This is a genomic window from Oxynema mangrovii CENA135, from assembly GCF_016632315.1.
GTDB classification, from domain to species: domain Bacteria; phylum Cyanobacteriota; class Cyanobacteriia; order Cyanobacteriales; family Laspinemataceae; genus Oxynema; species Oxynema aestuarii.
In genome coordinates this window covers 2,128,019-2,154,286 of sequence record NZ_JAEOXH010000001.1, presented here as the reverse complement: position 1 = coordinate 2,154,286, position 26,268 = coordinate 2,128,019, and the positions used below count along the sequence as shown (strand labels likewise).

At 52.3% G+C, this 26,268-nt stretch carries 9 protein-coding genes; 6 read left to right on the top strand and 3 right to left on the bottom strand.

What is annotated here, in order from left to right:
- Positions 1-3 precede the first annotated feature (3 nt).
- On the top strand, positions 4-3,873 hold the full coding sequence (locus tag JJD41_RS08505) for an ATP-binding protein (protein WP_200665543.1): 3,870 nt from the start codon (positions 4-6) through the stop codon (positions 3,871-3,873).
- 211 nt (positions 3,874-4,084) lie between these two features.
- Here JJD41_RS08505 and JJD41_RS08500 read toward each other — a convergent pair whose 3' ends face one another.
- Positions 4,085-6,634, bottom strand: coding sequence for a glycosyltransferase (locus JJD41_RS08500; protein WP_200665542.1), 2,550 nt, complete (start codon positions 6,632-6,634; stop codon positions 4,085-4,087).
- Positions 6,635-6,696: 62 nt separating this feature from the next.
- Positions 6,697-6,882 (bottom strand): hypothetical protein, encoded by a 186-nt coding sequence (locus JJD41_RS08495; RefSeq protein WP_200665541.1) that lies wholly within the window; start codon positions 6,880-6,882, stop codon positions 6,697-6,699.
- A gap of 263 nt (positions 6,883-7,145) precedes the next feature.
- Between JJD41_RS08495 and JJD41_RS08490 the strand changes: the two genes are divergently transcribed.
- The 3 genes from JJD41_RS08490 (at position 7,146) to JJD41_RS08480 (ending at position 12,859) form a co-directional block, all read left to right on the top strand.
- On the top strand, positions 7,146-7,901 hold the full coding sequence (locus tag JJD41_RS08490; protein WP_168570162.1) for a peptidylprolyl isomerase: 756 nt from the start codon (positions 7,146-7,148) through the stop codon (positions 7,899-7,901).
- A complete protein-coding gene (locus JJD41_RS08485; RefSeq protein WP_200665540.1) occupies positions 7,898-10,867 on the top strand; it encodes a peptidase domain-containing ABC transporter in 2,970 nt (989 codons plus the stop codon). The genes JJD41_RS08490 and JJD41_RS08485 overlap by 4 nt, the downstream gene beginning before the upstream one ends.
- A gap of 195 nt (positions 10,868-11,062) precedes the next feature.
- On the top strand, positions 11,063-12,859 hold the full coding sequence (locus tag JJD41_RS08480) for an HlyD family efflux transporter periplasmic adaptor subunit (RefSeq protein WP_200665539.1): 1,797 nt from the start codon (positions 11,063-11,065) through the stop codon (positions 12,857-12,859).
- A gap of 45 nt (positions 12,860-12,904) precedes the next feature.
- On the opposite strand, the gene JJD41_RS08475 is transcribed toward JJD41_RS08480, so the two are convergent.
- Positions 12,905-15,097 (bottom strand): tetratricopeptide repeat protein, encoded by a 2,193-nt coding sequence (locus JJD41_RS08475; RefSeq protein ID WP_200665538.1) that lies wholly within the window; start codon positions 15,095-15,097, stop codon positions 12,905-12,907.
- A 1,048-nt stretch (positions 15,098-16,145) separates the two neighbouring features.
- Here JJD41_RS08475 and JJD41_RS08470 point away from each other — a divergent pair.
- Positions 16,146-18,104, top strand: coding sequence for a calcium-binding protein (locus tag JJD41_RS08470; RefSeq protein WP_200665537.1), 1,959 nt, complete (start codon positions 16,146-16,148; stop codon positions 18,102-18,104).
- A gap of 473 nt (positions 18,105-18,577) precedes the next feature.
- On the top strand, positions 18,578-26,251 hold the full coding sequence (locus JJD41_RS08465; protein ID WP_200665536.1) for a CHAT domain-containing protein: 7,674 nt from the start codon (positions 18,578-18,580) through the stop codon (positions 26,249-26,251).
- The last annotated feature ends 17 nt before the right edge of the window (positions 26,252-26,268 follow it).

Sequence of the window (26,268 nt, the reverse complement as noted above, 5' to 3'; positions counted from 1 at the left end):
CTCATGTCCATCCATCGCCTTCAAAGCTTAGGGGTTCGACTGTCGCAAAAATTCTCCCTACGAACCGTATTCATCGTCCCCTTCGTCGTCCAAATTCTCGCGGCGGTGGGGCTGACCGGATATCTCTCCTATCGCAACGGACAGCAAGCGGTCGAAGATTTAGCCACCCAATTACGGGACGAAATCGTCAATCGCATCGAACAACGGCTCAACTCCCATTTAGCCACCCCTCACCTGATCAACCAACTCAACCTCGACGCCGTGCGACTCGGCGAATTACCCTTACCCGAAAGCAGCAACCCGGAAAATGCCTTGCGGCAGTTAGAACGGCATTTCTGGCGACAAATCCAAGCATTCGACTCGGCGACCTATATCTATTTCGGCAGTCCTCAAGAGCGCTTTAGTGGGGCCGAACGAGTCGGCGACGGCAGTTTTAACGTCGCCTATTGGGAAGCCCGCCGGGGGGATGAATTTTACACCTACAGTACCGACGAGGAGGGGAATCGCGATCGCCTCGTCTCCGCCGTTCCCGGTTACGACCTGTTGACCCGTCCCTGGTACACCAGCGCCGTCCGCGCCGGAAAAGCCACCTGGGGAGAGATCTACCTGTGGGCGGCCCCTTATGCCAATCTCGCCCTGCCTGCAGTGCGTCCGATTTACGATCGCGCCGGACGCTTGCAAGGGGTGTTCGCCGTCGATATTTCCTTACTCGAAATCGGCCAATTTTTGCGAACCCTCGAAATCGGCAAAACCGGGCAGACCTTTATTATCGAACGGGACGGCCAGTTAGTCGCCTCCTCGACGCCGACGCCGCCGTTTACCACCACGGGCGATCGCGTCGAACGCCTGCAAGCCCGTCACAGCAGCGATCGCCTCGTCCGCGCCACCGCCCGTTTTTTAGACGATCGCGTCCCCAGCCTCGATCTCATCGAACAGCCGACACAATTTCGCTTCGACCTCGACGGCGAACCGCAATTAGTGCAAGTGGCGCCCTTTCACGACGAACGGGGACTCGACTGGTCGATTGTCGTCGTCATTCCCGAGTCCGACTTCATGGCCCGCATCCACGCCAACACCCGCACGACGATCGCCCTGTGTGGGGTCGCCTTAGTCGTGGCGATCGCGATCGGGATGGCCACCTCGCGCTGGGTTCTCGGTCCGATTTGGCGACTCAACGACGCCGCTAAAGCCCTCGCCGACAGCCATTGGGAGCAATCCCTCCCCGTCAACCGCGCCGACGAACTCGGACAGTTGGCGCGATCGTTTCAACGCATGGCCGCCCAATTACAAGACTCCTTCGCCCACTTAGAAGCCAAAAACATCCAACTCCAACACCTCGACCAACTCAAAGACGAATTTCTCGCCAACACCTCCCACGAACTGCGAACCCCCCTCAACGGCACCATCGGCATCGCCGAATCGATGCTCGACGGCGCCACCGGAACCCTCACCGACTTACAGCGCAAAAACCTGATTACGATCGCCCAAACCGGGCGGCGGTTGGCCAATTTAATCAACGACATCCTCGATTTTTCCAAACTGCGCCACCAAAACATCGAACTGCAACTCAAACCCGTCGGGTTGCGCGAAATCGTCGAAGTCGTCCTTACCCTCAGTCAGACCCTCGTCGGCAAAAAACCCCTCGAATTGGTCAACGAGATTCCCGAAAACCTCCCCGCCGCCTGGGCCGACGAAAACCGTCTCCAGCAAATTCTCTACAACTTAGTCGGCAACGCAATCAAGTTTACCGACACCGGGACCGTCACCCTGTCCGCCTGGGAAGTCCCGGACCGCCAACATCTGACCGTCGCCGTCAGCGATACGGGGATCGGCATCGCCCCAGATAAATTAGACCGCATTTTTGAATCCTTCGAGCAAGCCGACGGATCCACCGCCCGTCAGTACGGCGGAACTGGGTTGGGACTGGCGATTACCAAGCAACTCGTCGAACTCCACGGCGGCGAAATTCAGGTCGAATCCACCGTCGGCGAAGGATCCCGGTTCGCCTTTACCCTGCCAATTGCCGAAGATGCGGATCCGCAAATGGTTTCTTTTCAACAACGCCAGAACTTGAGTGCGTCGGTGGTGTCCTCTTTGCGCGATCGCGAGGCATTCGATGCGATCGCCCCACCGGAAGATGACATCCCGACCCGTCCCGACGGCGCGATCGATTCGGAAAAAGTCAAACTGTTGATCGTCGATGACGAACCCGTTAATTTACAAGTTTTAGTCAACCACCTCTCCCTCGAAAATTACACGATCGCTTCCGCTTCTAACGGCTTGGAAGCCCTCAAAATCATCGAAAATGGCTTTGAACCCGATTTGGTGCTTCTCGATGTCATGATGCCCAAAATGACCGGGTATGAAGTCTGTCAAAAATTGCGCGAGCATTTCCCCTCAACCGAGCTGCCGATTTTAATGCTCACTGCTAAAAATCAAGTCTCCGATCTGGTTCACGGTTTAGGGGTAGGAGCCAACGATTATTTAACCAAACCGATTTCTAAAAACGAACTGCTCGCCCGTATTAAAACCCACCTGCAAATCGCCACGATTTCGATTGAAAATGCCAAATTATATTACGAACTCAGAGAAAGTGAAAGCCGTCTCAAACAGTTTTTAGAAGCCCTCCCCGTCGGCGTCGTCGTTCTCACCGGAGAAGGTCAGCCGTACTATATCAATCGGATCGGTAAAGATTTGTTCGGTCGCGGCGTCGTCAGCGAGGTCAATTCCGAGGGATTGGGTCAAGTTTATCAAATTTATATCGCCCGCAGCGATCGCCTTTATCCCTCCGAACAATTGCCCATGGTTCGTGCATTGCGCGGCGAGCGATCGACTAAGGACGATCTTGAAATTCATCGGTCGGACAAACGCATTCCGATCGAAGCATGGGGAACCCCAATTTTTGACGAGAAAGGAGACGTGACTTTTGCGATCGTTGCCTTCCAAGATATTACCGAACGGCGACAAGTCGAAGTCGAACGGGAACGATTTACCGAACAATTAGAGCAAGCCAATCTCAATTTAGAAGAAGCTTTAGAGGCAGAATTAGAATTAACCGAAGCTTACGGTAGATTCGTCCCCCATGAATTTTTACATTTTCTCGGACACGAAACCATCGTCGAAGTTTCGTTAGGGGATGCCATCGAACAAAATATGTCAATTTTGTTTTCGGATATTCGAGATTTTACCACGATGTCCGAACAATTGACCCCGGAAGACAGTTTTAAATTTATTAATGCTTATTTGAGTCGCATGGAATCGGCGATCGCCGACCACGATGGATTCATCGATAAATATATTGGCGATGCGATCATGGCCTTATTTAGCGGGAAAGCGGACGATGCTGTAAAGGCGGCGATCGCCATGTTAAATCGCTTAAAAGATTACAACCAAGAAAGACTACAACTCGGCGAAACTGCGGTTAAAATTGGCATCGGAATTAACACGGGTTCGATTATTTTAGGCACCGTCGGCGGCCAAAATCGCATGGAAGGAACGGCGATCGGCGATGCGGTCAATTTAGCCGCCAGAATCGAAGGATTGACTAAACATTATGGCGTTTCTTTATTAATTTCCCATCAGACTTTTCTCGAATTAGAAGATGCCAATCAATACAGTTTACGCCTCGTCGATTGCGTCAAAGTTAAAGGTAAATCGCAAACGGTTTCTGTTTTTGAAGTGTTCGACGCCGATCCGGAAGACTTAAAAGCAGCTAAATTAGAAACAAAAGGAATGCTTGAAAGTGGCGTAATTCTCTATCACTTAAAATCTTATAGCGAGGCGATCGTTAAGTTTGAACGTTGCTTACAAGTTGATGAAGGAGATCGCGTAGCCCGCATTTATTTAGAACGGTGTCGGGTGCAAATATTGTAGGTTATACAGTAGTTTTTGCTGTTCTGCGCTACATTTCAATCCCCCTAAATCCCCCTTTTTAAGGGGGGTTGGGGGGATCTTTGCCTCTTGTACCTCATGACAGCGCCAATTGCTGTAGTTAAATGGTAAGGCTGAGAGATTGCGATCGCCTCTCCAAATCAATAAGAAAATCTCCAGAACTAAAAGAACTGAAAACAGTATAACCCTAATTTTAACTAAATAATTCAGGGACACGTTGGCGCAATTGTGCGTTTAACTCCGGTAGGCGATCGCGTAACGCTAAATACCACTGATAACGTTGACGATAATGGAGACATTGTAAACGATGAGTCGCCACCCATTGATAAGCATTCCGTGCAATTGTTTGCCGCAATTGGCGATCGGCGATCGCCGCTTCTAACTTATCTAAAAACTCCTGTTTGTCCCGATAGATCAACCCCGTTTCTCCATCGGCGATCGAAGCTTCATAGACCGTAGGACTCCCTAAAACAGTCACCCCATGACCCGCACATTCAATGAATTTTAGATCCGATTTCATCTGATTAAACCGAGTCGGATTTAAAGGTAACCACGCCAGATCGCAACTTCTCATAATTGCTTGATACTCTTCGTAACTCGACATCGGCTTAAATTGTTTTTTGGCGACCTCAATCGCATCAAAAAACTGGCGATCGTAAATCACCCTAACCTCGACGCGATCGCCATATTTCGCCAACACCTGATTAAAAGACTCTATTAACGGTTGCCAATCTTTCTCCCGCCGAAAAGCCCCAAAGAAAATCCGCACGGTTTCGTCCTCCGGATAACGGCGCGGTGGCGGTAAATAAGCCAATTGATTCGGGAAAACAGCCACATTGGGATTGTGTTGGCGTAAATAGTTCCCTAACGGTTCTGTTGAGGTTTGAACCCCATGACAACCGCGAAAATTGAGAAACTGGTTATGCTCATATTCGGGACGATAAAGCGGGTCGTCATCGGTTTCGGCAATAATTAAATAATCGAGTTCGATCAGCTTTCTTAAAATAGGGAAATCTTGAGGATGGCGCAAGATCGATCGCTGCCAAATAAAGACTTTTTCTTCATGCGGCAACCCCACATTTAACGGGGAAGATTTAACCGTTTGGAGGATACGAACGCCGGGAATCGTGCGGGTAAACGCATCGGGTTCTAAGACGCGAACGCGATAAACGGGCCAAGACCCCATCATATTAGTTTGAACGAGCAATCGTCGCGGCGGTATTGCCGACTTTTGAGCGCGAATTAGATAAGTTTCGGTGGCACTTTGGCTGGCAAAGGTTGCCGGATCGATCTCTAACTTTTGTAAGAGAGGGGCGATCGTCTTTTGAAAGGTTTGAAAGTCCGAATTTTCGCGATCGTTGTTCAGATTTTGAACTTCGTAGATATGCAATCCAGCTTTATCGAATATTTCTCGAATTTTATCGATAGTAAATAAGCGAATATCGTCGAAAAAAACAGAATTCGACCGATCGCACGATCGTTGTCCCCGTAGCAGTTCGAGAATTCGCCGCCAATACTGCACGTTGGAAATCCGGGCGAGAACTTGTCCGTTTTCGTTCAACCAATCGGCGTGTTGTTTGAGAAGATTGAGGGGATTTTTGAGAGAGGAAAGGCGGTCGTTATAAATAATGCAATCGACGGAGTTATCGGCGATCGCCACCGTCGCCGGATCGAGGTTTTCCAGATCGCCCAAAATGACGCGATCGAGGTTTTCTGTCGCCGCGATCGCCCGTTCGGAGTCGGTTTCGATGCCGATATATTCCCCTTGGGGGTTGAGTTGTTTGTAATGCTTTCCAGCTTGACCGCGATCGCAGCCAATTTCGACAATTCGTTTGGCATCTAACGGAACAAACTTAAATAAAGGATCGTTTAATTGAACAGTTGTTGCAGTTTCTGAAATCTCGTCAGTAGTGGGAGCGCGATCGCCGGAATGTGAAGGAGATGGAGTCGGTTGATTTTGTTCGCGATCGAGCCATTTTTTGAGGATATTTTTACCAAAACTTTGAATTTGTTTGGCGGCGATCGCCTCGGGGTCGAAGCCAAGCTCTTGTAATTCTTTTTGATGTTTATTAACCAAATAGCGAATAATTTTTTGTTTATTTTCGATGCCACCTTGTAAGTTAAAATGATCGGAGACACTATCGAGGCGTAGATTATAAAAGAGTTTAGTCTGGGGAACTTTAAAGCCTTTAAAGCCTTGTAAAGCCATTGATAGAAATAAGCCATAATCTTCCATTGGCTGGCAGTGGCGATCGAAGCCGCCCGCCCGGGTAAAAGCATCGCGGGTAAACAGAGACCCCATATCCATACACGGACCGAGGGTGAGCCGTTTTAAAGACCAATCGGAAACGGTAATTTCTCGATTTAAGCGACCGAAGTAAATAATTTTCTCGCAATAAATAGGAGAATAATCCTCGCCGAGATCTTCGGCAGTTTTAACTAATTTTTCGATATAGTCTTCCGGAAAATAGTTATCGCAATCGAGAGGAAGAATATATTTTCCCGTGGCGTGGGCGATCGCCTGATTACGGGCTTGGGCGGGACCTTGATTGACGGCGGATTGAAGTAAGGTAAAGTCGAAGTCTTTTTGAAGCTGTTGGAGCAACTCAAAGCTGCCATCGGTAGAGCGATCGTCAATAATAATATGTTCGATATTTTGATAAGTAGATTGTTTGACGCAAGCGAGGGCGCGTTCGATAAAAGCACTCCCGTTGTAGCAAGGGGTAATAATGCTAACTTTCATGGAATTTTAGAATTTAGATTGTAGATGGAGCGGGTAATGCTGCCGCGGTCACTATCGTCACTTCAAACGTCTAACTCCCGACTGGCGATCGCCCTTCGCCGTTCCCAAAATCCGGATTTCAGGGAAAAACGCTTGAAAAAATGGCGCAATTGCGAAATATTAGTTTGTTTCTTGAAAGCACACTCTAGAACGGGTTTGGCGCCAGGAGGCAAACGAAACTTCTCTTGCTTGAGTCTCGTCGGTTGCATCTGATACCTTGTTGTGAACCTATGTCATATTGAGTGCCAAAAGCGAGGAAGCGCGGGGGAAGTTCTGGAACCTTTGCAGGTGAGGAACGACCCAACAGCGACTCTCGAAGGGCGATCGCCGTGCCAAATCGTGAGGTAGCTTATCATGGAAAGCAACAAATCTGAGCGTGTAACGGGGGTCGAGTGCGCGAGAAGGCGAATATTTTCCCACCGCCAACACAACATTAGAGTAGTAAGCGTGGTGGTTTTAAGGAAGCTGTGAAATGAGTGACGTTTTGAAAGTTGGCAACCGATCGATTAAAGCCCAGGAAATTCCGGCTTTGCTGAAACGATATGATTTAATGCCGCAATTTTTGCGCGGGATTGCGATTGACGAGGCGATCGCCGACTTTTCTTGTAGCGACGAAGAACGGCTAAGAGCCTTAGAAGATCTAGCCGTAGAACACCAACTGACCTCCCCCGAAGCCCGTCAAGCGTGGCTCGACAGCCAAGGACTGACGGAAAAAGAAATGGAAGCCATGGCGGTTCGCAAAATTGCGATCGAAAAATTCAAAACCGCCACCTGGGGGCCGAAAGTTGAAAACTATTTTATGGCGCGCAAAACCTTTCTCGACCAAGTCTTCTACTCCTTGATTCGGACCAAAGATTTTGGCGTCGCCCAAGAAGTCTACTTTCGCATCCAAGAAAACGAGCAAACCTTTGCCGATGCGGCGCGGGAGTATTCCCAAGGGCCCGAAGCGCGCACGGGAGGCTTACTCGGTCCGGTACCCATCTCCCAACCCCACCCTCTGATTGGTAAACTTTTATCGATCTCCCAGCCGGGACAACTGTGGCCGCCGCGACCCCTCGCCGAATGGTTTGTCATCGTTCGCCTGGAAAAATTCATTCCGGCTAAACTCGACAACGACATGCGGCGACGCTTGATCGACGAAATGTTTGAAACCTGGTTGCGAGAACAGGTTCAAAATCTCAACAGCTCCTTGCAGTCTCTCGGGTTAAGCGCAGCGTCTCAATCATGACCTCAACTGTTTCTCCGTCTGAAATTTCAGCCTTTTTAGCTCAAACCCCCCCGTTCGATCGCCTCGGGGTCGATAGTCTCAAAGCGCTAGCCTCCAAATGTCAACTGCTGCGCTACCGCACCGGACAACCGATCTACGAGCGGGATAAAATGCCCGCCCAGCTCGTCATTCTCTACGAAGGACAGGCGCGCATCCTCGGCTACGACCCCTACAAACAATCCCTAGCCAGTTTGCGCTTAGCCCAATCGGGAGAAGTCCTCGGATGGACCGCCTTAGTTCGGGCAACCGCGTGCGAGACCGTCATCGCCTCCACCGAAACGATCGCGATCGTCATTCCGAGCCACGAATTCGTCCACTATCTCGGCAACGAACCGGGGTTTGGCGAAGCCTTCGAGCAACGGGCCTCGGAGATCGAAATCTTCGAGCTGCTCGCCCTCGAACTGCAACGGCAAGCCAACGCCACCGCCAACCTCAAAGACCTCACCTTCAAACTCCTCCCGGACGCGCGCATCGTCAACATCCCCAAAGGACGCAGCAGCAAACCCGCGATCGATCCGAACTGGCTGTGGATCGTCAGTCGCGGCAGCGTCGGCGAAGTTGAAGTCGGTAACCGCCTCAATCCCGACGCCCTCGGTTCCAAAATCCAAAGCGACACGGGCGCCCGCTTGCTGGGACTGCCCCCCTTCGATCTCGCCGCCAGTCCCGCAGACCGCGCCGGAACCTTAGCCCCCCTCGACGCCGAAGACACGGCAACCATTCCCTACGCCCCACCCAAACCGCCCGAACCGGAACCCGACCCCAACGCCCCCCCGCCGAAATTCCCCTTCGTGCGCGGACGCGGGCAGATTAACGCCCCCGTCGCCTGTTTCGAGATGCTCGCCAAATACTTCGCCATCCCCTTTCGCCGGGATCCGGTCAAGCGAGTTCTCGAAAACCAAATCCGCACTCAAGGCACCTTAAGCTTGCAATCGTGCGGCTCCGTCGGCGCCATGATCGGGCTCAACGGCCAGATGGTCAGCGTACCCGCCAACCTGATCGCCCGGCTCAAAGCCCCGGCGATGGTGCGCTGGCAAGACAGTTTTGCCGTTTTATTCGCCATCTCCCCCAAACAACTGACCATTGCCATCCCCGAAAAAGGGATCGTCCGCAAAAAACCGGAAGAATTTACCGAAATTTGGGGTGCCGAAGGCCAAGTCCTGCTGTTGCAGCGCGGTTCGACCGATCGCCAGGAAAACTTTAACTTCTGGTGGTTCCTCCCCGAACTGCTCAAATACAAAGGCATCCTCGTCCAAGTCTTTATCGCCTCTTTCTTCGTCCAACTGTTCGGCTTGGCCAATCCCCTGCTCACCCAGGTAATTATCGATAAAGTCATCGGTCAAAACAGTCTCGACACCCTGGACGTGTTGGGAGTCTTGATGGTCGGCGTCGCCTTCTTTGAAGCGGCCCTGACCGGACTGCGAACGTACCTGTTTGTCGATACCACCAACCGCCTCGATTTGAGCTTGGGGTCCCAAGTTATCGACCACCTGCTGCGCCTGCCCCTGCGCTACTTCGACCAGCGCCGGGTCGGCGAACTCGCCGGACGGGTCGGCGAACTCGAACGGATTCGCCAATTCCTCACCGGAACCGCCCTCACCGTCGTCCTCGACGCCATCTTCTCGGTGATTTACATCGCCGTGATGCTCTCCTACAGCTTGTTGATGACCGCCGTAGCGTTGGCGACGGTCCCGTTATTCACCTTGCTGATCGCGATCGTCTCTCCCATCGTCCAACGACTGCTGCGACGGCGCGCCGAACGCTACGCCGATACCCAGTCCTACTTGGTCGAAGTCCTCGGCGGCATTCAAACGGTCAAAGCCCAAAACATCGAACTCAAATCCCGATGGAATTGGTACGATCGCTACGCCCGCTACATCAGCGCCGGATTCAAAACCGTTCAAACCTCCACCACCGCCAGTTCGATCAGTAATTTTCTCAACAAACTCTCCGGCTTGTTCCTCTTGTGGGTCGGGGCGCACCTGGTGTTGAGCAATCCGCCGCAAATGACCTTGGGTCAATTGATCGCCTTCCGGATTATCGCCTCCAACGTCACCGGATCCCTACTGCGCTTCGTGCAAGTGTGGCAGACCTTCCAAGAAACGGCGATGTCCGTGGAACGACTGCGCGACATCCTCGAAGCCAAGCCGGAAGCGGACGAGAGCGATCGCCTCAACATCCCCTTGCCGGACATTCAAGGGCGGGTCAAATTTGAAGATATTTCCTTCAGTTTCCCCGGCAGCCAAAGTCTGCAACTGCTCAACGTCAACTTAGAATTTGAAGCCGGGAGCTTCGTCGGGATCGTCGGTTTGAGCGGTTCGGGTAAAAGTACCTTGATGAAACTGCTCCAACGCCTCTACGAACCCAAAGGCGGACGCATTTTAATCGACGGTTACGATATCAATAAGGTCGAACTCTACTCGGTTCGCCGTCAGATCGGGGTCGTCTTGCAAGATACCTTGCTGTTTAACGGCACCGTCCGCGACAATATCGCCCTCACCAATCCCGACGCCACCGACGAACAGATCGTCGAAGCCGCCAAAGTCGCCGTCGCCCACGATTTCATCATGGATTTAGCGAACGGCTACAACACCGTGGTCGGGGAAAAAGGTTCGGCCCTGTCCGGGGGACAGCGCCAACGGATCGCGATCGCCCGTACCGTCCTCCAAAATCCCCGCTTGTTGATTCTCGACGAAGCCACCAGCGCCCTCGACTACAACTCGGAATCCCAGGTCAGCCGCAACCTCGCCGAAGCCTTCGCGGGCCGCACGGTGTTCTTCATCACCCACCGCCTGACCACGGTCAAAAATGCGGATGCGATCGTGATGATGGATCGCGGTTCCGTGGTCGAAGAAGGAAGCCACGACGAACTGATGGCGCTCAAAGGTCGGTATTATGCTCTTTACCAGCAGCAAGAGTCTCAGTTGTAAGGGAACGAACCGCCCCCCGGAGGCGATCGTTTCCATAGAGGGCAACCTAGGGCAACCTAGAACCAAGAGGCCGCCCGTCGGCTCGACTCTCCCGACTCATTTCTGGACGATCGCCCGCACCCTTGGCAGCGACGACCTCGGACTCCCCTCCCGTCCCCCGACTTACCACGAGCGACAGCAAGGAGCTTTGGACTCATGACTCAGGATACATTCAAACCCGCTTCCCCCCCAGTCTTCGATCGCCCGGTGATCTTGGAGCGATCGCCCATTTGGGCCAGTATTATCATCTGGTTGATTCTGGGCATGACCACGGCTGGGATTACTTGGGCCGCTTGGGCGAAAGTCGAACAAGTCATCCCCACCACTGGAAAACTCGAACCCCAAGGTTCGGTGGTCGATGTCAAAGCCCCCACTGGAGGGGTCGTCCGTCAGATCCACGTCGAAGGCGGACAACTCGTTACAAAAGGCGACCTCCTGATTACCTTCGACCCCACGGCCCCGGAAGCCGATGTCGAATCCCTCAAAGAATTGCGCGAATCCCTGATGCGGGAAAACCAATTCTTTACCACCGCCCTCAACGGTCAAACCGTCGGCCCGGTCGGTTCCGACCTCGAATCGCTCACCCGCTTGCGCGCTAACTTGATCTCGGAAAATCAGTTTCTCCAAGCTCAGGTCGGTGGCGTGGCGACGGCGGGGGGCGGCGATGATTTCGATCGCAACCAAGAACAACTCCTCGCCGCCAGTCGGAGCGAGTTTAACAGCCGCGTGGCTGCCGCCAGTTTGCAAGTTCAGGAATTGCGCGAGCAACTCCAACAGGTCGAAGCCCAACTTCCCACGGCCCGCGAACAACTGCGCATCGCCCGCGACCAATTGGAACGCGCCCGCGATCGCGTCTTCCAAAGCCAGGAACGGGTCAGAAAAGCCGAGGAACAAGTCCGCCAGTCTCAAGACCAAATTCCCACCGCTCGGGAGCAATTGAGAACGGCAGAAGACTCCCTGCAACTCAATATCGAAATCCGCGATCGCATTCAACCCCTCGTCGAAGAAGGCGCCCTATCTCAACTCCAATTCGACCGCCAACAACAAGAAGTCTTGCGCGGTCAAGCAGAAGTCGAACGACTCAAAGCCGAACTGCTCAACCGCCGCAACGAAGTCACCGCCCGCGAAGCGGAAGTCTTAAATCGCGAGAATGAAGTGCAACAACAACGCGCCGACGTCCTCAGTCGCGAAAACGAACTCGAAGCGCGCAAATCGGAAATTTCCCGCCTCGAAAACGAACGCGATCGCCTGCGCGTGGCGATCGATCGCGCCAGTCAACAACGGGACAACACCGCCGCCCTCTCCCAAAAAGATATCCTGACCAAAATTGCCGAAAACCAAAAACGGATTTCGGAAATTAACGCCCAACTCAGTCGCTCGAAACTGGAAAATCAAAAACAAATTGCTCGCCTCGACGGTCAACTCGCCCGCGCCCAACAACAGTTGCAATATCAAGAATTGCGCGCCCCGGTCACGGGATACGTGTTCGACCTCGAACCAAATGCGGAAGGTTACGTCGCCACCGAACGCGACCCCAATCCCTTATTAAAAATCGTTCCCGATGCCCAATTAGAAGCTTCGGTTTATATCAAAAACCAGGACATCGCTTTAGTCTTAGAAGCCCTTCGCAAACGCAAAGAATCTGGGGAACAAGGCGTCCCGGTCGAAATCAATATCGAAGCGTTCCCCGCTACGGAATTCGGCAAGGTTGAAGGGATTTTAACCTCGATCGGTTCCGATGCGTTAGCGCCGACTCAAGAACGCCCCTATTACGCTTTCCCGGCGACGATCGAACTCAACAGCCAACAGTTTATCTTGCAGAACAATCTACAAATTAGCCTGCAATCGGGGATGGCGGTCAATGCCAATATTAAGATCGGCGATCGCACGGTTTTACAGATCTTCTTAAACCGTCTGACCCGCAAGACCAACAGCTTGGAAACGGTCAAATAAACGAACCTTTCACCATCCTTTCCCTAGGGTCGCTCGTCGGCGACCCTATCGTGCTATTTTGAACAACATCTCGTATAACTCCCGGGCAAATTGTTCGGGGTTCCACAACGGCGAAAGAGTTTCGGGTTGGCGCGATCGCCTCAATTGTTGTCGAATTTCCGCTCTCAATTCCCGATCGCTCCCTAATTTAATCCCCCAGTCAATATAATCTTCCCAAGTTGGCGAAATTCCCGCTTCAATTCCCAAGGTTTTGAGGAACGAATACGCCATCCGCGATAAAAACTGTTCCCCCACTCTCGTCACTACGGGCAACTCGAAATATAACGCTTCTAAGTTATGCGTCCCGCCATTATAGGGATAAGAATCGAGCAGGACATCGACGGTTTTATAAATAGCTCGATGGGCTTCTTCCGTCTCTGTTTGCGGTAAAAACTGCACGCGATCGCGCTCCACGCGATGGCGATCGCACCCTTCTCGATACGCTTCTTGAATAATCTCTAAATCCCCTTGACCTTTATGCAGTAAAATGCTACTAGGAACCTGTTTTAAAATCTGAATTTGGGCATCGACTAGGGCGCGATCGAGTTTCTTTCCCGGAGCGACACATAAATAAACGAGGCGATCGCCCCACGGTCTCGATTCGGCAAACCCTCGATCCTCGAATCCGCCGACGGCCATAAAACAAGCGGGCATTCGTAACAACTTCTCAGGATAATGGCGCTCCGATCCGGCGGGATGAGTGTGCCAATCGGCTAAAAAATAATGGCGATCGCCTAAATAAGGGGCGTCAAACCCCAACCAAGACAAACAAATCGGTGCCGGACGGCGATACAAAATTTCGGGATGGACGCTGACCGTAGACGAATCTAAATCGATTAAAATGTCTAATCGATCGCGGCGCATTTCATCGAGAATTTCGGCAATGACGGCCTCTCCCCGTCGAGAGGGGTGGTAAAACTTGGCCGCGAACTGTTGAAACTCCCGGGTCAGGTCGTCCCCCGCCAAAGTTTGAGAACTATATAAATACAAGTCGGGAGCGATACGCGACAACGCCCGCAAAACATCTCGACTGCACCACCCGACGGAATGACGCCGGAAATGAGCGGACAGGCAGCCAATTTTTAAAGGGGCGGACGGCCCGATCGCCCGCTTTGCCGTCGCTACAGGTTCCTGGAGTTGACCGTCGAGAACCCCACGGACGCGATCGCCCATGAAAGTCGCCAGTCGGCTATTGGCGCCGCGATCGTCGCGCAGGTGCGGCAGGCAAAACAAGACCTGACTATAAAGATTTCTGATGAAGCGATTGGGTAATCGACCCAGATTTTGATAAATTTCTGTTTCCAGTTCGCCCAGTTGGGCTTGAGCCTCGGGGATCGTCCCGGAGTAAAGATGGACGGAAACCGACCCGACCAGGGCCAGCGATCGCCACGACGGAGGACACAGGCGCAGGTAGGCGGCGGCGGTCTCGCGCAGCAAGCTAAAAGAAGCGGACTGCGCCTGGGGAGCAATGACCGTACCCAAGAGCATTTCGTGGGCTTCGGCGAACTCGGGAGCGAGCTTTACGGCATCGAGAAGGGCCTCGAACCGTTGCCGACTGAGTTGGGGATCGGCGCTGGCATCCCCTCGGCGCAGTTGGGCGTCGAGGGCTTTGGCGAGGTTGTAGGCGATCCCGGCAGACTGGGGCTGGAGGGCGCGGGCGCGGCGCAATGCAGCAACGGCGCGATCGCCCCGTCCGGCTTGCAACCAAGCGATCCCCAGATTGGAATGGGCTTCGGCGGATCCGGGCTGGAGGGCGATCGCCCGTTGGTAGGCGCAAATGGCGGCGTCGAGGCGACCGCTTGCGAGTAAGGCGTTGCCGAGTTTGAAGGCGCGATCGCCCCCGGTTCCCTGGAGTGGGAGTTGGAGGGCTTGTTGCCAAGCGTCCAAGGCGCGATCGTAAGCCCTGGTGGCCGCGTCGGGGCGATCGAGGGCGTCGAGAGCCATGGCTAAGGTGTGGTAGAGTTCGGCCCGATTGGGGTCTCCTTTGAGGGCTTGTTGACAGGTGGCGATCGCCTCGGGGTACTGTCCGGCGTCGAGATACGCGGCGGCGAGGTGGGGATAAATCTCCCCCGGATCGCCACTGTGGGTTAAGGCTCGACGATAGCAGGCGATCGCCGCCTCCCAATTTTCTTGCCGTTGGAATTGTTCGGCCCGTTCGAGATCGGCGATCGCCCGATCCGATGCGATCGCGAGCCCCACACCCTTTTGATTTATCCTCATTCTCAAACTGATAAGCGGATTCAATTGAAGCCATGGTGGCGATCGTCCCGGGAAACTCGATCGTTTCGTGACCTGAGATCGCCCCGTTGTTGAGAAGGCAAATCCTTCGCAAAATTTTTGACAAAAGCGGCGATCGCGAGCGGACGAACCCGGTCAAAACCCATAAAAATACCGAGCTAGCCCGACGGAACTTTGTTCGGATTTGCCAAGTCTGGACAGGAATAGGTTAATAGTCAATAGCTAAAGGATTGCAAGCTTGTCAATCAAGGGAACTCAGGCCGCGAAACTAAAGACTAGGCACGGTAGTCCTCACCCCAGTCATTGTCAATACGAAATTACCCGAGAATGACCAAAGCGTCAAAGACCAGGACAAAAGGCTTTAGAATCTTGCCAGACTAGACATTAGCCCTCAATTGGGCTAGACTTGCTGCTGGCAGAAAGACCAGACGTGTCAACTTATTAGACAAACTTTGGAGTCATCCAACTACGGTAAGGCAGACCGGAAGTAACGCTTGGGGAGAGAAGTCACTCTGGATTGACGCTCGATAGAGACGGAAACTCAGAGGGCTCGTTGAGCCAAGAATCCCTGCACCTTTGGGTTGGGGAGTGTCAAGCAAGCACGAAACCTGGCTATGGCTTTTCGGCAGTTCCGTGAGGGTGCATTGGGCATCGGCGCGGTTCTGGCGATCGCAACCCAATCGCCAGCGCGAATCTTGGGATAACAAAGCGCAAAGGAGCGCACCCGTCAGGGTGGTGAACGCGATCGCCAATCGATCTGAGTTCACGCCATTCGCTAACCAAATTAGGGAAAGAAATCCCGTATCCCGATCGCTTTTTCATCCCGGCACTATACTTTATTAAAGAAAGGGAAGCGCGCGTTCGGGTTCAAAAGCCTAAACCATGCGTCTCGCGGTTTCCTTTGCTAGCTGCTGCAGCAGACTAGACAACGACGACACGAAACAGATGAGGAGTGGAACTCTGAATGGTTAGAATCCTGACTGATTTCAACGATACACTAGATCTTACAGTGGGTCCCGAGCGTGGACCCGACACCGTTTTGGGTCTCAACGGGAGTGACATTCTCACCAGCGACACCCTCAATGGTGGGAGCATCATTTTTGGAAACAGAGATAATGACTCGTTAACCGGAGCTGGAGTCGGCGATACGGTCTATGCCGGACAAGACAACGACCAAGTTCGCAGTCTGGGTGGCTCCAGTTTATTCTTCGGCGATGTAGGAGACGATTATTTTGAATCCGTCGGTACCCAAGGCAACGACACCGTCTTTGGGGGCGACATCGACGGAACCGACGAAGGAAACGATATTTTCAACTTCGGTAACGGTGGAGGCAGCAACCTCGGTCTGGGCAACAAAGGCGATGACTTCCTGAGTGGGTCTGGATTCGGAGAAGATAGCCTCTACGGCGGTCAGGGAGACGATACCGTCCAAGTTGTGGAACTGTCGTCGTTTGGTGGTACGGGTATTGGCTTCGGCGGACAAGATGACTTCGTTCCCGAAACTACGCTCTTGCCGAACAACCGTCAATTGCTACCCGACTTGCGCCCCGGTGGTGGCGGCGGCGCGATCGGCGACGACAGCGTTCGTGTTGTCGATCTCCAACCCGATGCCAATCCTCCCCTCAACCCCGGACGTAACTACCTCGTCGGCGACCTGGGTGACGATGTCGTCATCGGTTTGGGCGATCGTGACAGCCTCTGGGGCGGCGAAGGTCAAGACAGCCTGCTCATGCTCGGTAATATTGCCGGACGGATTGACGCGGACGATGCCTCGGGTAACCTCAACGGCGTCCCCCAAGCTAACTGGATGGATGGTGGCGTCGGCAACGACAGCTTAGTCGCTTTCGGCGGACTACGCGGACGGCAAACCCTGATCGGTGGTGAAGGTGACGACACCATTAAGAACTACGGCGTTCAAGGGTGGGTCTTCGGTAACGAAGGAAACGACTCGATTGACGTCACCAACTTGGGTCTGACCTTGGGACGCAACACCGTCTACGGCGGTCAAGGAGAAGACACGATCGTCTCTGGCGGTACCAACCTGATCTATGGGGACAAAGGTAGCGACACCCTCATCAGTATCGGTAACAACGACACCCTCTACGGTGACAACGACACCGCCGGAACGGCTGCCGGAAATGACTTCATTACCGCAGCAGGAGCCACCAGCCGTCTGTTCGGTAACGAAGGCAACGATAGCCTCATCACGGCAGGAGCGGACGCCACCCTCGATGGCGGTGCGGGTGCCGACAGCCTCAGCGCCGCAGGTGAAAATTCCTGGCTCACGGGTCAAGATGGTAACGATACCCTCGTGGCCTCTGGTTCCAACAGTACCTTAATCGGTGGCGACGGCAACGACTCCTTGTTCGCTACCGAAGGAACCACCGGAATGTCCCTGCTCGGTGGCGAAGGCAACGACTTCTTGATCGCCAACTCCAACACCGACACCCTCATCGGCGGTGCGGGTAACGACGTGATCGTCGGTAGTAAAGAAGCCGATACCTTGCGTGCTGACGGCCCCGGTGACGATACCCTCGAAGGTTTCCTCGGTGCTGACAGCTTGATCGGAACCCGTGGCTCCTTCGATGCCTTTGTTTACCAAAGCGCCTCTACAGAAGAATTGAACGATACGATTACCTCGTTCGATACGGGAATCGATAAGATTCATCTGGATGCCAGTGACTTCTTCGGAGGTGCCGGACAAGCCACTGCCGGACAACCGTTACGGATTAACCTCGACTTCTTCCCCGAACAAACCCAATCGGGTTACTCGGGTACCTTTACCAGTTCCTTCACCGGAGCGGATACCCCGGCCATCGTATTCGACGCTCAGGATTCTGGCGGTATCCTCTACTACGACCCGAGCGGTGCGGCTCCTGCGGCCACAGGCGCGGCAACCAGCGACCTCGTGACGATCGCCGTCATCCGCGAAGGTACGGTCAACGCCAACGATATCGTGTTGTTCTAATCACTTCACATTTCGTCAGCTAACTCGTTAGCTCGATCGTCAAAAAGCCAGGGATTTTACTCCCTGGCTTTTTTATTGGGTGGGTAGGACTGCTATAGATTGCGCTACCGTTTCTCGCATTTTTTGCATCAAAAAATAACTAAAAATCTATATAGTAGTTTTCGCTGTTGGGCGGTACATTTCAATCCCCCTAAATCCCCCTTAAAAAGGGGGACTTTCCTCGTTCCCCCCGAAATCCCTCCTTCGCCCCCCTTTGAAAGGGGGGCGAAGGAGGGATAGGGGGATCGGCACTGTACCTCCTCAGATCCCCCGAGTGCTGTATAGCTTAAAAATAAATTTTAGAGTTTCCCAAATAAGATTTTTTACTCAGGGAAAATACGGATTGAAGTGTTATAATGTGAGCCTCGTTTTCGAGACACCTCCGTATTTTCCATCATTGTTAGGTCAGAGAAAAGCATCGGGGAATCTCAGGTATGAATAACTCATTCAGGGCGATCGCCTCTCTCGTTCTCCTTTCATCTCTCACGGGAGTTAGCAAATCCTCCATCGCTCAACCGATTACTCCGGCGTCAGACGGTACGGGGACAGCCGTCACCCCAGAGGGCAATCACTTTAACATTCACGGGGGACAACCCTCGGCAGATGGAGCGAATTTGTTCCATAGTTTCGAGCAATTTGGCCTAGAAGCGGGGCAAGTCGCCAATTTTCTCTCGAATCCGGAAATTAAGAATATTTTAGGGCGCATCACTGGCGGCGACGCTTCGGTAATTAACGGTTTAATTCAAGTGAGCGGTGGCGATTCCAATTTATTTTTAATGAATCCCGCCGGGATTTTATTCGGCGCCAATGCGAGTTTAAACGTACCGGGAGACTTTTTCGCTACCAGCGCCACGGGAATTGGATTTAGTGAAAACCATTGGTTTGATGCCCGGCGAGAGAATGCCTGGGCCAATTTAGTCGGAACTCCTTCTCACTTTGCCTTTTCCTCCCTAGAACCCGGGGCGATCGTTAATTTTGGCAATTTAACCCTGCAACCGGGTCACAATTTAACCCTTCTCGGGGGTAGCGTCCTCAATGCAGGTACATTGTCGGCGCCGGGGGGGAACATTACCCTCGCGGCGGTACCCGGGGAAAGTGCGGTCAGGATTTCCCAAGAGAACCAGCTCTTAAGTTTAGAAGTCAGACCGGGAACGGCAGAAATGGGAACATTTACCCCGCAATCGCTGCCGGAATTGCTGACAGGTGCGGGGGCCACTCATGCAAAAACAGTAACGGTTAACCCGGATGGCAGCCTACAGCTATCGGGTTCGGGGATTGCGATCTCACCGCAAACCGGAGATACCATGGTTTCCGGTGAGATGACCGCAACCGGGGGACAAATTGCCGTTCTAGGCGATCGCGTCGCACTCATTGAAAGTCAACTTAATACTTCTGCCCCTCACGGCGGCGGAACCGTACTCGTCGGCGGCGACCTGCGCGGTCGAGGAAGCGTCCCGAATGCCCGACAGACATTTATCGATCGCCATTCCAGCATCGCCGCCGACGCCACCGAGTTCGGCGATGGCGGACGAGTCATCGTCTTTGCCCGAGAAAATGCCCAAATTCACGGGCAAATCAGCGCCCTGGGCGGGATTCTCGGCGGAGATGGCGGCTTCGTCGAAACCAGTGGCTTGCAATCTTTAGAAGTGAGTAGCGTTCCCAACGCTCGCACTCGTTGCGCTAACCTTCCGACCTGCGGTAGTGGAGGGGAATGGCTCATCGACCCCAACGATATCGAGATCGTCGCCGGAGCGGGTACGGTCAATATTAACAACACCACCCCCTTCGCCGCCACGGCAGATAGCGCGCAATTGGGGGTCGATTTAGTCGTCGCGGCCCTGACGGGGGGCAATCAATCCGTCACCATCGAAACAGGCAGTGGGGGAACCCAAGAGGGCAAAATTACGGTAACTGCGCCGATTGATTTTAACGGAACCGGATTAAACAACACCCTGACCCTCAATGCCCATAATAATGTTTATATTTACGGTCAAATTAGCGATAGCGTCCCCGGCGGGGATTCCCTCAATTTAGTTTTAAACGGCGATATCGACAATTTGGGTGGCGGAGGCATAGCAATTCCCTATACCACCATTCATACAGGGGGTGGGAATTTTACGGCCACGGGAACGGGCAGCCCGACCTCACGTCACGGCATTCTTCTCAATAACGCAACCATTAATGCTGAAGGTGGCACGATTACCCTGACTGGGAGGGGATTGGATGGGGTGGATAACAATAGTGGTATTTTGATCTCCAATGGGAGCGTATTGCAAACCAACGGCAATGGCTCGATTCGCTTAGACGGAACCGGGGGAAGCGGAGTAGATTGGAATACGGGATTATATACCGAATGGAATACGGGATTATATCTTGAAAATGCTACCGTAACCGCCAATGGGGAGATCGTGTTAACGGGAACCAGTGGTAAAGGAACCAACTTCAATCGAGGAATCTTTTTAGATGGCGCGATCGTTCGTTCGGAAACGGGCAATATTCACCTGATTGGAACGGGGAGCAATAGTTCGGGAGAATACAATCCCGGTATTGTTTTACAGGCCAATTCTCGCCTGGAAGCACCGCAAGGAACCATTACTTTAGAAGGCTTTGGGGTCAACGGAACCCATTGGAATGGAGGGGTCTTTGTCGATGAATCTACCCTGTCCGCCGATGGAGATATTCGTTTAACGGGAATCGCTAACGGAACAGGGGAAAATAACCGGGGAATTGGCGTAACGGCGGGTAGTCTGGTCGAATCACAAAGCGGGTCGATTGTCATCGATGGAACGGGTGGCGTTCAAGGATTATTTAATACCGGAGTAGCGATTCGTGATGGGGTTTCCCTTTCGGCTTATCGAGATCTTCGAGTCACTGGAATGGCCCGAGGAACCGAAAAAGTCAATGATGGAATTAGTGTGATGAATGGCAGTACCCTACAAACGGAGGTAGGGTCAATTATTTTAGCAGGAACGGGCGGAAATGGAACGAGTGAAAATTACGGAATTTATATTGATAACAACGTTCAAATTTCCTCCAATCTTGGAGAAATCAATCTAACGGGAACGGGGGGCAACGGAAGCGAATTTGCAAATATCGGTATTCTTTTTAGAGGGAACAGTATAATTGAGTCCAAAGAAGGAGATATCGTCTTACAAGGAAATGGAGGAACGGGAGATAGTTTAAATCATGGGATTTTCGCCAATGATAATGCTCGCATTTTTTCGGAAAATGGAAATATTAGTTTGACGGGAATAGCGCGTGAGGTAACCGCAGACCTCAATCAAGGAGTTCGCCTGCTAAATGGCAGTAATATTACTTCTCAAAAGGGAGCGATCGCCCTTGAAGGACAAGGCGGTAACGGAACCGATAACAATCCTGGAATTTTTCTTACTGGTAGCACGATTTCCGGTCACCAAAGCGTTACCCTCAAAGGAACTGGAAACGGCACGGGAGAAGGTAACCTCGGCATCGATCTTGAAACAGATAGTACGGTAGAAGCGACGGGAACGGAGGATTTACTCCTTGAAGGCGTTGGGGTTAGCGGTGCAGAGGGAATCGGATTAAATGGTGTTTTAATTAATCCCACGGCGACGGGAACGGGAAACCTTATTTTCCGAGGAAATAATATTAGTTTTCAGGGCGAAAGTCGGATTACCACTAATAATACTTTAACGTTGGAACCGATCGCGCCAGGAACGGCGATCGCCGTCAACGATGCCACGGGAGATTACAGCCTCACCACAGAAGAATTGCTAATGCTCGACGTTCGCAGTGGAAATTTAACCCTGGGTTCCGATACTGTCGGCAATATTTATGTCGGTTCCTTGGGAGAAATTGACCTCAGTAATAGCAATTATAATCTAACCCTCAAAACCGGGCAGCAAATTTATTTTAATAACGGCATTATTACCGACAGCCAAAACTTAACCCTAGACGGCGCCGTCAGCTTGCTCCGTGACGTAAATTTTCGTACTATTTCCGGCAATCTAACATTTAATAATACCCTCGATGGCGCTCATCATTTAACGTTAAATGCGGGGACGGGAAACATTGATTTTGCCGGAAATATCGGCAGTCAAACGCCATTGGGAGATCTAACGATCGCCCAAACCCATAACTTAACGACGAGAGGAATTAATGCTACCAACCTAACTCAACTAGCCGGAAGCGGAACGACAACATTTAACGGAGCAATTATCGTAACGGGTACTACAGGGATCGATATCAATACCCATACCATTCGCTTTAACGCTCCCGTAACCACCACCGGATTAGGTGGGGTCACCCTCGCCAATACCGAAAACTTAAATCTCGTCCATCCCTTCAATCTCAACGGCCCATTCACGCAAATAGGTCCGGGAACGGTAACCGTTGCTAGCCAAATTGAAACCAACAATAACGAACTTCGTTTTAACGCCCCCGTCACCCTAATGCCGGGAGCCAATTTAGTTCCCGGAACGGCAATTTTGGCGTTTGGTTCTAGTCTGGATATCGGTAATTATCCCCTAACTTTAACGGCGGGAGAAATAGATTTTAACGGGGCGGTGAGGGGAACGAATCGTCTCAGCTTACAACCCGCAAGCCCCGATCGGAATATAATCCTGGGAGGAGATACGGAGAGCGATGCAAGTTTTGATTTAACCGCAAATGAATTATCTCAAATTGAAGATGGATTTAGTTCGATCGCCTTGGGTCGAGCCGATTTTACGGGAGAAATTGCAATTGTTAATTCTCTCGAATTTAGTGACCCGATCGCCTTAGAAGCAGGTTCGGGGTCGATTACGGCGAACGGTTCCATAACGGGATTGGGGAATGGGTCGATCGCCTTTAATGCAGCCAATATTTATCTAAATTCAGATGTAAAAACGATCGATAATAATATTTCACTGACGGGAAATATCATCCTCGGCAATGAGATTGAAATAGACACCAATCGTGCAGGGGGTGACATTCGCATTCTGGGGAATATTGATGGGAATCGGAATTTAACTTTAAATGCAGGAACAGGTCAAATCGATCTGAATGGAAATCTCGGCGAAACGTCTCCATTAACGGATTTGAACATTACCAGTAGCCAGACGACGATCGCCGGAAATATTACCACTGAAGAAGATACGACCTTTGACGGCGCGATCGCGATCGCCGGATCGGTCACAATAACGACCCATGACGGTGACCTCATGATTCGAGGAACCCTAGATAGCGCGATCGACTCGACAGAAAACTTAACCCTCAATGTCGGCAACGGCGATCTCACATTTAATCGAGCCGTAGGGAGCCAGCAACCCTTGGGTGAGTTGAAGATCGAGAGTGCAACTCAAATAACGGCTCTAGAAGCGATCGCTGCCGGGAGTTTGAGCGCGACGAGTACGGATACGATCGACCTGCGCGGTCCAGTGACGACGACAGGCGCGGCGGGGGTGCGCCTGAATACCGAAAACGCGCTCACCGTCAGGGATATCACTAGTAACGGTCAACCGATCGCCTTAGAAAGTCGTACCGCCAACGTCCAAACCGGGAATTTAGATAGCACTTCGGCTCCGACAGGCGGGGCGATCGCCGTAACCAGCAGCCAAGGCGAAATTATCACCGGGAATCTCACATCAACCGGAGGCGATCGCGGCGGCGATATTACCGTGATGGCGAAACTGGCGATTACATCGGGGGCGATCGATTCAAGTGCGACCGTCGGTGATGCGGGGAACGTTTTCCTCGATCCGATTGGCGATATTCAAGTGAGCTCGATTAACGCGGAAGGGGGAACCACAGGTCGCGGTGGCGATGTCTTTATCGAAACCACCGGGGGATTTTTCCGCGCGACGGATGCGTTCCCGTCCTCCTATTCGCCAACAGGACAGGCGAGTATTTCGACGGCGGGAGGCGCTGGCGGCGGAAGCATCACCCTGCGTCACGCGGGAGGCGACGGTTTAGACCCGATTGAGGGCTTTGAAATTGGCAATCCTGCGTTTCACGGAACGCGCGATGTGGTCACGACGGGGACATCAACCCTCAACCTCGGCGAAATTTTCCCCCGCTCTTTTACCCGGGGAAATATTACAGTGAGTACGGATGATGGGGTCGATCCCGTACCGGAACCGGAACCCATACCGGAACCGGAACCCGTACCGGAACCGGAACCCGTACCGGAACCGGAAGTAGTGGCGCAACCCGTACCGGAACCGGAAGGGGTCGCGGAAACTCCGCAAGAATCGCTTCCCGCTCAGAACGCACCAGGAGCGCCCCCCCTAGAGCCGATCTCACCTCAGAATGTTTCTCCGTCGGAAGCGGTAGGGGGAAGCAACCCCCTACCGGAGGCGATCGCCTCCGAACCCAATAGGACTGAAGCTCCGGAAATTGCGCCTTTATCGCCAATTCTGCCTTCAGCACCATCGGAGATCGCCCCGTCGTCGGAGGTTCCAGCGCGATCGCCGATTCCCGCTTCGTCGGAAATGGCACCGAACACGATTGACAACAATCCTCTCCCCCAGCGCAACATCGAATCTCAAATGACTGCCGCCGCGAATCCCACTTTACCTACTGCGGCGCCTGGGTCCGAGTTTCCTTCCGGTCAACCGACTGAATCTGTCGAAAGCGTCGCCATCCCCGAACCATTCTCGGCGACATCGGAATCGATCGTTCCCCCAGAAACAATCGCGGATGGAAATATTAACCCCGCCTCGATCCCGATCGACAATTCCGCTCGCTCCGAACCCATCGTAGAAGTTTCGATGACGGGGATCGAGCTAGATACGCAAATTACGACCTTGGAAGAAGCGTTATCTCGCGAATTTATTAATTACTTCAACCACCCTTCCCATTTTAATTTGCTTTCTCTCGATGAAATTCGGCAAGTTTTGCGAAAAACTGAGGAAGAAATGGGAATGAAAACCGCAGTGGTCTACATCGTTTTTGGACGTACTCAGTTAAATGATAATGCAGCGCTCGTTTGTCCCAGTGGCGAACATAATCAAGAGCGAGATCGCGATCGCTTCGTTCGTTCCGATGGCATCTTACAAGAAGAATTAGGATGGCCGTGCGATCGCCATCCAGACGACCCGGTAGAATTAGTTGTCGTTACAGCATTTGAAAAACCCTTACGCCTCAAAATTCCTGAAGCTCATCGCCAGGTTGTCGAACAATTGGCCGTTGAATTTCGCCATAAAATCACCGATCGCAAAAGATCGTACAGTCAACTCTATTTAGAACCGTCTCAAGAGCTTTATCGCTTATTAATCGAACCGATTCAGCCGACCTTAGAACAACGAAGGATTCAAAATTTAATTTTCGTTCCCGATGAGGGATTGCGATCGCTGCCGTTCGCAGCGCTTCACGATGGAGAACAGTTTTTAGTCGAACAATATAGTTTGGCGATCGTCCCGAGTTTCAGCTTGACCCAGCCAACTTATACCAATTTAAAAAACGAGCAAGTTTTGGCAATGGGAGCCTCAGAGTTTGAAGAATTAACACCTTTACCTGCGGTTCCTCTAGAGTTAGACGCGATTGTTTGTGACGATCGCTCCCGGTCGAGTTCCTGTTGGTCGGGCAAGCAATTTTTAAATGAAGAATTTACACTCAACACCCTAAAAGAAGAGGTAGATTCTAAAGAATTTAGCATCGTTCATCTCGCGACGCACATGGATTTTCAGCCGGGAAGTGCGGAAAACTCTTATATTCAATTGTGGGATGGACGTTTGCGATTGTCGGACATGAAAGATTTACAATGGCAAGTAGCTGGAGTGGACTTATTAGTATTTAGTTCTTGTCGCAGTGCGATCGGCGATCGCGAGGCAGAATTGGGATTTGCTGGATTGGCGTTGCAATCCGGCGCTAGATCGGCGATCGCCAGTCTCTGGTATGTCAGCGATAATGCCACCTTGGGGTTAATGAGCGAATTGTACGACAACCTGCGATCGGCGCCTATTCGTGCGGAAGCGTTGCGACAAGCACAATTACAATTTATCCGAGGTAACGTCCGCCTTGAACCGGGACAATTGATGCTTTCCGAAGGGGCGATCGCCTTACCCAAACAACAGGATGTCCGGGAGATTAAACCGCTTTCTCATCCTTATTATTGGGCTGGATTTACAACCATCGGCAATCCTTGGTAAATCAGCAATTTTTAAAA